Annotated in this window: 14 protein-coding genes; 8 read left to right on the top strand and 6 right to left on the bottom strand. The window is 65.8% G+C overall.

Annotated features, from left to right (window positions below; translation table 11 throughout):
- Nucleotides 1-106 precede the first annotated feature (106 nt).
- Nucleotides 107-1,312: a mandelate racemase/muconate lactonizing enzyme family protein gene (locus VW23_RS01045; RefSeq protein WP_069907745.1), complete on the bottom strand. Its 1,206-nt coding sequence runs from the start codon at nucleotides 1,310-1,312 to the stop codon at nucleotides 107-109.
- Nucleotides 1,313-1,877: 565 nt separating this feature from the next.
- Between VW23_RS01045 and motA the strand changes: the two genes are divergently transcribed.
- Nucleotides 1,878-2,738: a flagellar motor stator protein MotA gene (gene motA / locus VW23_RS01040; protein ID WP_069907744.1), complete on the top strand. Its 861-nt coding sequence runs from the start codon at nucleotides 1,878-1,880 to the stop codon at nucleotides 2,736-2,738.
- 11 nt (nucleotides 2,739-2,749) lie between these two features.
- On the top strand, nucleotides 2,750-3,661 hold the full coding sequence (locus VW23_RS01035) for a flagellar motor protein MotB (RefSeq protein ID WP_069907743.1): 912 nt from the start codon (nucleotides 2,750-2,752) through the stop codon (nucleotides 3,659-3,661).
- 93 nt (nucleotides 3,662-3,754) lie between these two features.
- Here the strand turns inward: VW23_RS01035 and VW23_RS01030 are convergent, their stop codons facing one another.
- Nucleotides 3,755-3,961: a cold-shock protein gene (locus tag VW23_RS01030; protein WP_055878471.1), complete on the bottom strand. Its 207-nt coding sequence runs from the start codon at nucleotides 3,959-3,961 to the stop codon at nucleotides 3,755-3,757.
- 210 nt (nucleotides 3,962-4,171) lie between these two features.
- Entirely contained in the window at nucleotides 4,172-4,519 is a 348-nt protein-coding gene (locus VW23_RS01025) for a hypothetical protein (protein WP_069907742.1), read from the bottom strand.
- 140 nt (nucleotides 4,520-4,659) lie between these two features.
- Between VW23_RS01025 and VW23_RS01020 the strand changes: the two genes are divergently transcribed.
- Nucleotides 4,660-5,826, top strand: coding sequence for an FG-GAP repeat domain-containing protein (locus VW23_RS01020; RefSeq protein ID WP_069907741.1), 1,167 nt, complete (start codon nucleotides 4,660-4,662; stop codon nucleotides 5,824-5,826).
- 65 nt (nucleotides 5,827-5,891) lie between these two features.
- On the opposite strand, the gene VW23_RS01015 is transcribed toward VW23_RS01020, so the two are convergent.
- Nucleotides 5,892-6,176 (bottom strand): hypothetical protein, encoded by a 285-nt coding sequence (locus tag VW23_RS01015; protein ID WP_069907740.1) that lies wholly within the window; start codon nucleotides 6,174-6,176, stop codon nucleotides 5,892-5,894.
- 130 nt (nucleotides 6,177-6,306) lie between these two features.
- Here VW23_RS01015 and VW23_RS01010 point away from each other — a divergent pair, with 130 nt between their 5' ends.
- Complete coding sequence (locus VW23_RS01010; protein ID WP_069907739.1) at nucleotides 6,307-7,728, top strand: MATE family efflux transporter; 1,422 nt, start codon at nucleotides 6,307-6,309, stop codon at nucleotides 7,726-7,728.
- 21 nt (nucleotides 7,729-7,749) lie between these two features.
- Nucleotides 7,750-8,226 carry a YbaK/EbsC family protein gene (locus VW23_RS01005; RefSeq protein WP_069907738.1) on the top strand — a complete coding sequence of 159 codons (477 nt, stop codon included), beginning with the start codon at nucleotides 7,750-7,752 and terminating at the stop codon, nucleotides 8,224-8,226.
- On the opposite strand, the gene miaA is transcribed toward VW23_RS01005, so the two are convergent.
- The gene (gene miaA / locus VW23_RS01000; RefSeq protein WP_244513320.1) at nucleotides 8,223-9,077 is read right to left on the bottom strand and encodes a tRNA (adenosine(37)-N6)-dimethylallyltransferase MiaA; all 855 of its coding nucleotides are present in this window, start codon (nucleotides 9,075-9,077) and stop codon (nucleotides 8,223-8,225) included. The genes VW23_RS01005 and miaA overlap by 4 nt on opposite strands.
- Before the next feature lie 51 nt (nucleotides 9,078-9,128).
- Here miaA and serB point away from each other — a divergent pair, with 51 nt between their 5' ends.
- Genes serB through VW23_RS00985 form a run of 3 tightly spaced genes read left to right on the top strand, consistent with a single transcriptional unit; the run spans nucleotide 9,129 to nucleotide 11,085 of the window.
- The gene (serB, locus tag VW23_RS00995) at nucleotides 9,129-10,001 is read left to right on the top strand and encodes a phosphoserine phosphatase SerB (RefSeq protein ID WP_069907737.1); all 873 of its coding nucleotides are present in this window, start codon (nucleotides 9,129-9,131) and stop codon (nucleotides 9,999-10,001) included.
- Nucleotides 9,998-10,555 carry a GNAT family N-acetyltransferase gene (locus tag VW23_RS00990; RefSeq protein WP_069907736.1) on the top strand — a complete coding sequence of 186 codons (558 nt, stop codon included), beginning with the start codon at nucleotides 9,998-10,000 and terminating at the stop codon, nucleotides 10,553-10,555. Before serB ends, VW23_RS00990 begins: the two co-directional genes overlap by 4 nt.
- Entirely contained in the window at nucleotides 10,552-11,085 is a 534-nt protein-coding gene (locus tag VW23_RS00985; RefSeq protein ID WP_069907735.1) for a GNAT family N-acetyltransferase, read from the top strand. Before VW23_RS00990 ends, VW23_RS00985 begins: the two co-directional genes overlap by 4 nt.
- Here VW23_RS00985 and VW23_RS29365 read toward each other — a convergent pair.
- A partial coding sequence (locus tag VW23_RS29365) for a PDZ domain-containing protein (RefSeq protein WP_141728168.1) occupies nucleotides 11,082-12,021 on the bottom strand: 940 nt, incomplete at its 5' end. The two genes, VW23_RS00985 and VW23_RS29365, sit on opposite strands and share 4 nt — an antisense overlap.

Below are 12,021 nucleotides of genomic sequence, written 5' to 3'. Positions count from 1 at the left end.
CCCCCACCCCCTCCCCTCAAGGGGGAGGGGAGCCAAGCGCCGGCTGAATGAAGCGGGGCGCGCACCTCAGGTCCACGCCCCTGCCCGTTCAGTTCACGCCTGAACCTCAGTCGAAGAAGTTCTCGTCGCCCTCTTCGAGGTACTTTTTGGCTTCCTTGGCGATCAGGTTGACGCCGAGGCCCGGACGATCCGGCACATCGATCAGTCCGCCCTTGACCGGCATGCCCTCGAAGCCCTCGGTGATGTCGTACCAGAACGGCTCGAAGCGGGCCGGGTACTCGAAGGCGATCAGGTTGTCCGGCATGGTGGCGCAGACCTGGATCAGCGCCGCGAGCCCGAGGATGCCGTTGGCAGTGCCGTGCGGCGCGATAGCAATGCCGTGCAGGTCGGCATGCTCGGCCACCCACTTGATCTCGGCGAGGCCGCCGACGTCGCAGGGATCGGGGCCAATGACGTTCACCGCGTGGCTCTCGATCAACTGCTTATAGTGCTGGCGCAGGTAGATCTGCTCGCCGGTGTGGATCGGCGTCGTGGTGTGGTGCGTCACGTCCTTGTAGACGTCAGGATTGACGTAGGGCGAGTAGTCGCCGGTCACCGTGTCTTCGATCCATAACAGGTGCAGGTGTTCGACCGCCTTGGCGAGGCGCAGCGCATCGAGCGGCATGAAGCCCGGGCCGGCATCGACCGCGGTGTTGTAGCCTTTGCCCAGCGTCTCGCGGGCCGAGGTGATGCAGGCGACGAGGTGGTCAAAGCCTTCCTTGGTCATTGTGCCCTTGTGCGGGTACGGGAACGGCGCGTCGTGCTGCACCTCGCCATAGAAGAAATCCGGGAAATCGCGAACCATCGATGAGTGGTAGGCGCTCGGCAGCTTGAACAGGGTGAACTCGCCCTTCAGCGACTTGCCGTACTCGGCCCAGCGCTTGTAGCCCTCAGGCGTATGCTCGGCGCCACCCGGCACTTCGGCCTGGTACAGGGTGCGATAGGTGCGGACCTGATCGCGCACCTTGCCGCCGAGCAGGCGGTAAGCCGGCGCGTTGGCCGCCTTGCCGGCAATGTCCCACAGGGCATGCTCGATGGCTGAGACCGCCGAGCCGAACGGCTTGAAACCACCGCGCACCCGGATGCGGCGCATGACCCGCTCGACATCGCGCGGGTCCTGCCCGACGATCCAATCCTTCAGCTGGAGCACCTGCGGCTTGACGTAGGGTTTTGGGGTCTCGATCTGGCTCCAGCCGGTGATGCCCTCGTCGGTGGTGATGCGGATCACCGGGCTCGAGGCAATGATCGCGCATTTCAGGTCTGTAATCTTCAACGGGAAGCTCCTCAAATCCCTACCATACCAGTATGGCAGCTATGCCGCATTCCGCGGCGGATTTGAATGCTCCTAATGGGGCATTTTCGAAATTGTCGCGATAATCGGCCCGTGGCCCGAACGACTTCCTCCTGTCCCCATCACCGGTACCGCCTCTTCCACCGGCGTCATCCCCGCGCAGGCGGGGACCCAGTGGGATGCTGCAACGTCAGCGAGTGGGGAGGGATCCCACTGGGTTCCCGCCTTCGCGGGAATGACGGCCGTGGGTGGGACGCGATCGAGCCATGCCCATCGCCCTCACCCACCCACCAGAGCGCGTCAGTCTGCTGCGTTTCCGCGCCTCGCCATTAGCTGAACCTTAACCGCGGCATAGCAGATTGGCGGCTGAACGACGCGCCGATGAATGGCGCTGAAAAGACTAGGTTTCCGCGCGGTTTCGGGCGGAGTTCGAGAAGCAGACAGGAGTCGCTTCGAACATAGAAGGCAGCTGGATCGGACCGCGCCGATCGCTCGCCTCAGGTTCGCAGGACGCTTGTCCCTGATTTAGTAGCGCGGGTCCTGTTTTATGCGTCTCATCATCGGCATTGTCGTGATCTTTGCCAGCGTCATCGGCGGCTATATCGCCATGGGCGGGCATCTCGAAGTGCTGATCCAGCCCTTCGAGGCACTGATCATTCTCGGCGCGGCGTTCGGCGCCTACATCATCGGTAATACCGGGCCGGTGCTGAAGCAGACGGCCAGCATATTCGGCATCCTGTTCCGCGGCCCGCGCTACGACAAGGCGGCCTATGTCGAACTGCTCGGACTGCAGTTCACGCTGTTCAAGCTGGTGCAGGCCAAAGGCGTGCTGGCGCTCGAGCCGCATATCGAGGACCCCGCCAACTCATCGCTGTTCCAGCGCTTCCCGACCTTCGCCGGCAACCACGACGCCGTCGAGTTCATGTGCGACTACCTGCGCATGGTCACCCTCGGCAGCAACGTCGCCCACGAGATGGAGTCGTTGATGGACGAGGAACTCGAGACCCATCACCAGGAGCGCGAGCGCCTGGTTTCCGCGGTGCAGGCGCTGGCCGACGGCACGCCGGCACTCGGCATCGTCGCGGCCGTGCTGGGCGTGATCAAGACCATGGGTTCGATCAGCGAGCCGCCGGAAGTGCTCGGCCACATGATCGGCGGCGCGCTTGTCGGGACCTTCCTGGGCGTGTTCGTCGCCTATGGCTTCTTCGGCCCGATGGCGCAGTCGCTGCGCAACATCTTCGAGGCGGAGTCGAAATACTTCCTGTCGATGAAGGTTGGCCTGCTGGCGCAGATGTCGGGCTATGCCCCTGCCATCGCGGTGGAATTCGCGCGCAAGGCGCTGATGTCGGAAGTACGGCCGACCTTCGCCGAGATCGACGAAGCCACCGCCAACCTGCCGGCACAGTGAGGGCCTGAGCCATGGCGCGCAACGACCAGACCATCATCATCAAGCGGGTCAAGCGGGCCGCCCATGCCCATCATGGTGGCGCCTGGAAGATCGCCTACGCCGACTTCGTGACAGCCATGATGGCGTTCTTCCTGCTGCTGTGGCTGATCAGCATGACGACGCCCGAGCAGAAGAAGGGCCTCGCCGACTATTTCGCGCCACCCAATGTCAGCGAGAACACCAGCGGCGCCGGCGGCGTCATGGGAGGCCTCGCCTTTGCCGAGGATGGCGCCAAGATCGCTGTCGAGTCCAACAAGGACGCGCTCACCGCACCGGAGAGCAGCGAGGCCGGCCCGAAGATGGAATCGCGCGGCGGTGTCGCCGAGGTCGGCGGCAGTGACTACGACGCGATCCGCGCCTCGACGGTGACGCTCGAGTCCCGCTACAACGCCGACTATCACGCAGCTGCCGCCAGTATCCGCCAGGCGTGGCAGGCCCTGCCCGATATCACCAAGATCGCCGATAACCTCTTGGTGCGCGAGACCGAGAACGGCCTCGACATCGAGATCATGGACCAGGAGGGGCGGCCGATGTTCCCCGAGGGGTCGAAATATCCCTACGAGTCGACCCGCAAGGCGATCGCGGCGCTCGCCCCGATCCTGCAGAAGCTGTCGAACCAGATCACCATCTCGGGCCATACCGCCGCCGGCGCGGTGTACGATAACCCGCGCTACGGCGCCTGGGATCTCTCCAGCGACCGCGCCAACGCGGTCCGCGCCATCCTCGGCGAGTTCGGCCTCTCGGATGACCGCATCCGCGCGGTGAACGGCAGCGCCAGCTCTGAGCCGCTGTTCCCCAACGATCCGTACCTTGCCGGCAATGGCCGGGTGCAGATTACCGTGCGCTACGAGGCACCGCCGGTTCCGGCTGGCTTGAAGCCGTAGCAGTCGAAAAACCAGGCAACAAAAAAGGCCCCGCAAGGGGCCTTTTCCGTCGTTGCGCCGCTAGGACAAGTCCCTCAGCGCCACGGGGCGTTCTTAGAGCGCCTTGAGGTTCGTCGCCGAAACCTTGCCGTCACGGCCCTTTTCGAGCTCGTAGCTCACCTTCTGGCCTTCGGCGAGGCCCGACAGGCCCGAACGCTCGACGGCAGAGATGTGGACGAAAGCGTCCTTCGAACCATCGTCCGGCTGAATGAAGCCGAAGCCCTTGGTGGTGTTGAAGAACTTAACGGTGCCTTCGATCATGATGGCCCCCTTTCAATTGTCGTGCGCAGGATCTTCCCGCTTTGCACGCGTTCCTCGTTCGGCGACATGCCGACCGGGTCTAAACGTTCACAATATCAAGAGGTAGCCAATTAGACCGCAAGCGGCCCGAGCTGGTAGCGCCAGATGGAAGCGAAACGTGCCCGGCTATATCTGCCACCATTGCGCCTTAATCAAGGCCAACCGCAACGATTACCGGTATGGCGCCAGATCGACCTCGTCGACCACCCGCTCAAAACTCTCGAGTTCGCTGCGCACCCGATAGAGCAACGGGCCGCTTTCGTGCGGCAGCAGCGCCACCACCTGGCAGACCGCCGCCGACCGAGCAATGTCGCGCGAACCCCGCGCCATGGTCAGCCGTTGCCCGACATGGAAGCGGTGCACCGCATGCGGCGTCGTCGGCTGCGCCGGCTGGCGCTGAAACTCGGCTGCCGCCCGCTCGGAATGACGATCGGCCCCCGATGCACCGGCGCTCGGTTTGGCCTTGCCGGCACCAAGCCGGCGCGTCACCGGCACGGCGATGCTCTTGAAGGTATTCACTGTGGTCCTGGGGTACGAGTCCGGCGTCACGGACGCGACGCCGGTATCACTCCGGCCTGAGCCGCGAGCCGACCCTAGCACAATCGGCCCCGCGGCGACAGGCGCTTGTCCTGCGGCGGGACACCGCCTAGCCTCAACGGATGGATCAGCTCTGCGTCCTGGTCGCCGTCATCAGCTTCGGCCTCTGCTCGCCGGACACGGCCACGCCCTATTTCATCGACGTGTCGGCCGAGGCGTTGCCGCCCAAGAGCGGTTCACCCAATGCGATGGGCGCGACCGCCGCCGACCTCGATGGCGATGGCGATGCCGACCTCGCCATCGCCATCGAACTCGGTAGCAACCGGGTGCTGCTCAATGATGGCACGGGGCGGTTCAGCGAAGCGCCACTCGACGGTCCCAGCGGCGACCACGAGGACGTCGCCGTCGCCGACTATGACGGGGATGGCGACCTTGACCTGGTGTTCATCGGCGAGGACGATCAGGTGCTGGGCTACCACCTCAATGATGGTGTGGCCGGCTTCACCGACGTTTCCGATCGCCTGCCCAATCGCGCCACGTCGAACACCGTGGTCACCGTGGATGTGGATGGGGACGGCGATGCCGATCTCGTCACCGCCAACGCCGGTCCGGATTTCGTCTGGGTCAATGACGGCGCCGGCGGGTTCACCGACGAGAGCGCCGCCCGCCTGCCGCAATACGACGACATCAGCCAGGATATCGCGGTTGGCGACGTCGATGGCGACGGCGACGCCGACCTGATTTTCGGTAACGAGGAGCAGAACCGGTTCTACCTGAACGACGGCGCCGGTCGCTTCGCCGATGCACCCCTGCCATTGCGAGCGACGCCCGAGGAGACGCGGGACGCCGATCTGAGCGATGTGGATGGCGACGGCGACCTCGACCTCTACTTTGCCAATGTCCGCATCTTCAACGCCGACCGCGACCAGCAGGACCGGCTGCTGCTGAACGACGGCCATGGCCGCTTCACCGACGTGACCGCCACGCATCTGAGCCCCGACGACGAGCTGACCACCGCCGCTGCCTTCATCGACTATGATCGAGATGGAGACCTCGACCTGATCCGCGGCCGCATGGGTGACCTCGGGGCCAGGCGCTCGGACTTTGTGCTGCTCGCCTTCGCCAACGATGGCGCCGGACATTTCACTGCCGCGCCGGGTGTCGTGCCGCCAATCACCGGCGCCAATGCCTTCGACATCGAGCTTGCCGATTTCAACGGCGATGGCCGGCCCGACCTGTTCGTTGCCAGCCGTGGCGGGCCCGACCGGCTGCTGATTGGGCTCAAGTGAGCGCGCTCAAATGAAATGGCCCGACGGTTTCCCGTCGGGCCATTGTTCAAATCGCTTGCCACGTGTCAGCCGTTCGGCGAGCACGGAGCGAGATAGCGGCGGCCGTTGCGGTCTTCCCAGACGCACTTGGTCGGGTCGTCGCGATAGCGGCCGATGAGCTCGCCGGCCACGGCACCGCTGATGCCGCCAACCGTAGCGCCAACCAGCGCACCGCCGACGGTACCGGTCGTCACGCCGCCGATAACGGCGCCGGCAATCGCGCCGGTACTGGCCGTCTTCTCGGTGGTCGAGCAGGCCGCGAGCGTCAACGCCCCAGCCAGAACCACGGCGATGGATAGAAACTTACGCATGAATACCCTCCGGGAGGTTTGTTAAGACGCGAGCCCTGCACGACAATGCGTGGGCTCCGGATAGGTTCCGCACGAACTTGAGGCAAATCGTTGGCTGAGGTAAAGGTCCCACGCGATTGGGATTACCACTATGAATGAGCCGACAACGGTGCCGGTATCCGGCACCGATGCTTCGACGCCCTCCAACCGATGGGCAACAGAGCTTCGCGCAAGCTTTGCGCTGGCCTGGCCGCTGATCATCGCGCAGCTGGCGCAGAACCTCCTCTTCACCACCGACGTGGTGTTGATGGGCTGGCTCGGCCCGAAATACCTCGCCGCCGGCACGCTAGCCGGCGCGTTCCTGGTGCCGTTCCAGCTGACCGGCATCGGCATTGTCGGCGCCGTCGCGCCGCTGGTGGCTCAGGCCCGTGGCCGCGGTGATACCAAGGCGGTGCGTCGTATCGTCCGCCAGGGGTTCTGGGTGGCTATACTCGTGGCGACGCTGCTGGTGCCGATCGTCCTCAACATCCGCCCGATTTACCTCGCCATTGGCCAGGACCCTGAGATCACGGCGCTGGCCGAGAGCTACATGTTCGCCGGCTTCTGGATGCTCTACCCGGCACTCGGCATCATGGTGGTGCGCTCGTTCCTCTCGGCCTTCGCCGCGACCCGGGTGATCCTCGTCGTCACGGCGATCGGCGTCCTGGTCAACGGGTTGCTCGCCTACACGCTGATCTTCGGTCATTTCGGCTTTCCACGCCTCGAGTTGCGCGGAGCGGCGATCGCCACCGGCCTCGTCAACGTGGTGATGTTCTTTGCCCTGCTCGGCTATGTGGTCACGCACCGCAAGCTCAAGCGCTTCCATATTCTGGTGCGCTTCTTCAAGCCGGACTGGCCGCGCTTCCGCGAGATCCTCAGGGTCGGGCTGCCGATCGGACTGACTGTCGCGGCCGAAGTGGGGCTGTTCTCGGTGGCAGCAATCCTGATGGGCCGGCTCGGCACCAACGAGACCGCGGCCCATGCCGTGGCGCTGCAGCTCGCCTCCACCGCGTTCATGGTGCCGCTCGGCCTTGGCATGGCCGCCACGGTGCGCGTCGGCCTCGCCTACGGCCGCGGCGACAGCGAGGGTGTGCGGCTCGCCGGCTGGACGGCGATCGTCATGGGGACGGGCTTCATGGCGCTGACCGCGACGCTGTTCCTTGCCGTGCCGCATGCGCTGGTGGCGATCTTCCTCGATAGCAACGACCCCGCCAATGCCACAGCGCTGCTGCTCGCTGCCACCTATCTCGGCATTGCCGGGATATTTCAGCTGGCCGATGGCGCGCAGGTCGTCGCGGCACATTCGCTGCGCGGCCTCTCCGACACCCGCACGCCGATGCTGCTCGCCATCTTCGGCTACTGGCTCGTCGGCCTGCCGACCGCCTATGTGCTCGGCTTCGTTTTCGACCTGCGCGGTGTCGGTGTCTGGCTGGGCCTTGCGACCGGCCTCGCCTTCGTCGCGATATTGCTGGTCAGCCGCTTCGCCATGCGCGGGCGGCTGGGCCTGATGAAGAAACTCGCCCTACCCGCCTGAAAGCGCTCCAGGATCCTGCCCATGCCTCAGCTGAAACCCGCCGAACAGCGCGTCGCCGACGCCCTGGCCAGCCACGCCCTGCCGGCGCAGGTGATCGTGCTCGAACAGTTGGCGACCACCGCGCAGATGGCCGCCGACGCACTCGGCGTCGAGGTCGGGCGCATCGTCAAGTCGCTGCTGTTCAAGGGCAAGGACAGCGGCAAGCCCTATCTGCTGCTGGTCTCGGGCAGTAACCGCGTGCACGAGAAGCGCGCCGGGCAACGCATCGGCGAAGTGCTGGAGCGGCCGGATGCGGATTTCGTCAAGCTCCACACCGGCTTTTCGATCGGCGGCGTCTCGCCCTATGGGCACCCTCTGCCGCTGGCCACCTATCTCGATGACGCGCTGCACGACTACGGCACGGTCTGGGCGGCTGCCGGCGACCCGCGCTCGGTATTCGAGATCACTGCCGCCGACCTCGAACGCACCACCGGCGCCACCCGGATCGACGTTACCTAAGGGACAATCCAGTTCCAGTCGGCCATGCGGTTGCGGAACCAGGTGCGTTGGCGCTTGGCGTATTGGCGGGTGGCGATGACCGCGCGCTCGATCGCGACGTCTTGTTCGAGCTCGCCTGCCAGCATTGCAGTGATCTCGGGCACGCCGATCGCCTTCATCGCCGGCAGGCTTGGGTCGAGCTCCAGCGCCAGCAACGCCTCGACCTCCTCCACCGCGCCGGCTGAGAACATCGTCTCGAACCGTTGGGCGATGCGCTGGCGCAGCAGCTCGCGGTCGGGGTTGAGCACCAGCCGCTCGAGCGCGAACCCCTCGAGCAGCCCCTGCTGCGCTGCGTCCTGATAGCTGGCGAGCGAGCGGCCGGTCGCATTCAGCACGGCGAGCGCCCGGATCACCCGCTGCGGGTCCGGCGCCTTGAGGCGGCTCGCGACCAGCGGGTCACGCGCCGCAATCAGCCGGCCGCGCTCCTCCCGATCGAGGCCTTCGACCTCGGCCTCGGCGGCCGCCAGGGCCGTTGCCGGCACCTCTGGCACATCGGCGAAGCCCGCGGTGAGGACATCAAAGTAGAGCCCGGTGCCACCGACGAAGATCAGCGGCCGATCAGCCTCCGCCGCAATCACCGCGGCCGCTGCGCGGGCCCACTCGCCGGTCGAAAAGCGGATCGACGGATGCACGGCGCCGTAGAGCCGATGCGGCACCCCGGCCATTTCGATTTCAGATGGACGGGCAGTCAGCAGCTGCAAGACGTCATAGACCTGCAGCGCGTCGGTGTTGACGATCACCCCGCCCTGCTGTCGCGCCAGGTCGAGCGCCAGCGCCGACTTGCCGCTGGCAGTCGGACCCGCTATCAACACCGCTCGCCTCTCCGGGCGCTTGCCCATCGTTTTCAGGCCCTTTTCACGCACATGACGGTTCTCTGCCTCATCGCCAATCCGGCTGACCCCGCAATTGACTCGGCGCTGGTCGCGGCGATCCAGCACGAGACCAGGGGTGAGATCAACTGGCTGCACCAGCGCATCGCTTGCGAGATCGAGGCGCCGAGGGCCGCCGATCCGGTTGCCGCGGCGCGCGCCGTCATCGGCAACCGACCGGTCGACGTGGCGCTGGTCCCGGCGGAAGGTCGCCGCAAGCAGGTGCTGGTCGCCGACATGGATTCCACCATGATCGAGCAGGAATGCATCGACGAACTCGCCGATGCGGTCGGCATTAAGGCCGAGGTCGCCGCGATCACCGAGCGCGCCATGAATGGCGAGCTGGATTTCGAGCAGGCGCTGCGTACCCGCGTCGCGCTGATCAAGGGGCTGGAACGCGCCGCCATCGAGGAGATTCGGCGCGAGCGCATCACCCTGGCGCCGGGCGGCCGGGCGCTGATCCACACCATGAAGGCCTATGGCGCCTATACCTCGCTGGTTTCGGGCGGCTTCACCTTCTTTGCCGACTATTTCGGCAAGCGCATCGGCTTCGACGAGGCCATCGCCAATGTGCTCGAGTTCGATGGCGAGCGGCTGACCGGTACGGTCCAGAGCCCGATCGTCGACAAATCGACCAAGCTGCACCGCCTCGAGTCCCTGGCCGCCGAGCGAAATCTGCCGATGAGCGCGACGATGGCGGTGGGCGATGGCGCCAACGACCTCGACATGATCAAGGCCGCGGGCTTCGGCGTGGCACTGCATGCCAAGCCGCATGTCGCAGCCGAAGCCGGCATCCGCATCGACCATGGCGACCTCACGGCCCTGCTCTACCTGCAGGGCTATACCGACGAGGACATCGTCAGGTGAGGCTGGAGACGGAGCGACTCGTTCTCAGATCCTGGGAGAGCCGCGACCACGCTCCGCTGGCGGCGGTTCTCGGCGATCCCGAAGTCCGCCGCTTCTATCCGACGATTGCAACGCCGGGGCAGGCCCGGGCACAGCTGGAATTCTCGATCGAGAAGCAGGCCGCCGTCGGCTTTCACTTCGGCGCGGCCGAGCTCAGATCGACCGGCCAGTTCGTCGGCCTCGTCGGGATCGGCTACATCCCGGACGAAACGCGCGCCGCCATTCGTGGCCAGCCGGCCGTCGAGATCGGCTGGCAGTTCGACAAGGCGTTCTGGGGACAAGGCTTTGCCCCCGAGGGGGCTCGCGCCTGGCTCGACTATGGCTTTACGACGCTCAAGCTGCCGGAGATCGTGGCCTTCACCTTTACTGGCAATGTGCCCAGCCAGCGCGTCATGGCAAAGATCGGCATGGTGCGCGATGCGGACGCCGACTTCGAGCATCCAAAGCTGGCGCCAGGTCACCCGCTGCGAGCGCATGTGGTGTACCGGATCAGCAATCCGGCGCTCGGCGCATGAGGATCGAAACGGACCGTCTGCTGCTGCGCCCCTGGGAGGCGGCCGATCACGAAGCCTGGGCTGCCATCAACGCCGATCTCGAGGTCCGCCTCTACTATTGGCCCTCGATCCAGAGCCGCGGCGAGTCCGACGCGGTCATCGTGGCCTGCCAGCAAGCCCTCGATGAGCACGGATTCGGCTTCGTGGCGGTCGAGCGGCAGGCGGACCGTGCGCTGATCGGCGGCATCGGCTTCTCGTGGACCGACGAAGAGCTTCCCGGCGGCCGCCAGATCGAGATCGGCTGGATCTTCGGGCAGCAATACTGGGGCCAGGGTTACGCCTTCGAAGCCGCCAGCGCCTGCCTTGCGTGGGCGCCCGGCTGGCTGCCGACTGCGCGGGTGGTCGGCTATACCTCCGAGATCAACACGCCGTCGCGGCGGTTGATGGAAAAGCTCGGGATGCGGCGTGATCCGGCCGAGGATTTCGACGATATCACGGTGCCGGAGGGCAATCCGCTCCGGCCGCACGTGCTGTATCGGCTCGAGTTTTAGCTTAGCCGGACCGCGATGAACCGGCTGGTGCCGGTTGGGTCGACCACCTTGAACAGCACTGCCGGGCGGCCGGCCTCCTTGGCCTGCCCCACCAGTTCGCTCAATTCGTCGACGGTGCCGATTTCCTTCTGGTTCACCTCGGTGACCAGGAGGCCCGGAATAAAGCCCTTCTGATCGGCGTCGCTGCCGCTCTTGACGCTGGTGACGACGATGCCATCCTCCTCCGGCGCGATGCCGAACTCGGCGCGCTTGCCCTCATCGAGCAGCGCAACGTCGAAGCCGACCAGGTTGGGCAGCCCCGGTGGCGGCGCGTCTTCCTCCGTGGCCGTCGGCTCGGGTGCTGGCGCCGGCGCAGGTTCCGGCGTCGCCGGGGCGTTGTTCCTGGCGATCAGCTGCTCGCCGAGTTCCAGCCGGCCCAAAGTGATACTGAGGGTCTGCTCGGTGCCATCGCGCAGGATCTTAACCGGCACGGCCTTCCCCACCTCGGTCTCGGCGACGACGCGTGGCAGGTCGCGCATGCGGGCGATCGGCTTGCTGTCGAACTCGAGGATGATGTCGCCCTCGATCACCTGCCCCTCGGACGGGCCGCCCTTGGTGACGTCGATCACCAGCGCTCCGGCAGTGCTCTTGAGGCCGAGGCTGCTGGCGATATCCTCGCTGACCTCCTGGATGCCGACGCCGAGCCAGCCACGGCGGGTTTCGCCGAACTCCGCGAGCTGATCGATGACTGGCCGTGCCAGGTTCACCGGCACGGCAAAGCCGATGCCCAATGACGAGCCGCCGCGCGCAATGATGGCAGTGTTGATGCCGACGACCTTGCCGTCCATGTCGAACAGCGGGCCGCCCGAATTGCCCTGGTTGATCGTCGCGTCGGTCTGGATGAACTGGTCGTAGGGGCCGGACTGGATGTCGCGGTTGCGGGCCGAGACAATGCCC

Source organism: Devosia insulae DS-56, from assembly GCF_000970465.2.
Taxonomy (GTDB): domain Bacteria; phylum Pseudomonadota; class Alphaproteobacteria; order Rhizobiales; family Devosiaceae; genus Devosia_A; species Devosia_A insulae.
This window is presented reverse-complemented; position numbering and strand designations above follow the sequence as displayed.

Excerpts from the sequence above, each read along its gene's own strand:
- motA (WP_069907744.1), top strand. The coding sequence starts at position 1,878 with ATGCGTCTCATCATCGGCATTGTCGTGATCTTTGCCAGCGTCATCGGC.
- VW23_RS01035 (WP_069907743.1), top strand. The coding sequence starts at position 2,750 with ATGGCGCGCAACGACCAGACCATCATCATCAAGCGGGTCAAGCGGGCC.
- VW23_RS01030 (WP_055878471.1), bottom strand. The coding sequence starts at position 3,961 with ATGATCGAAGGCACCGTTAAGTTCTTCAACACCACCAAGGGCTTCGGC.
- VW23_RS01020 (WP_069907741.1), top strand. The coding sequence starts at position 4,660 with ATGGATCAGCTCTGCGTCCTGGTCGCCGTCATCAGCTTCGGCCTCTGC.
- VW23_RS01015 (WP_069907740.1), bottom strand. The coding sequence starts at position 6,176 with ATGCGTAAGTTTCTATCCATCGCCGTGGTTCTGGCTGGGGCGTTGACG.
- VW23_RS01010 (WP_069907739.1), top strand. The coding sequence starts at position 6,307 with ATGAATGAGCCGACAACGGTGCCGGTATCCGGCACCGATGCTTCGACG.
- VW23_RS01005 (WP_069907738.1), top strand. The coding sequence starts at position 7,750 with ATGCCTCAGCTGAAACCCGCCGAACAGCGCGTCGCCGACGCCCTGGCC.
- serB (WP_069907737.1), top strand. The coding sequence starts at position 9,129 with ATGACGGTTCTCTGCCTCATCGCCAATCCGGCTGACCCCGCAATTGAC.
- VW23_RS00985 (WP_069907735.1), top strand. The coding sequence starts at position 10,552 with ATGAGGATCGAAACGGACCGTCTGCTGCTGCGCCCCTGGGAGGCGGCC.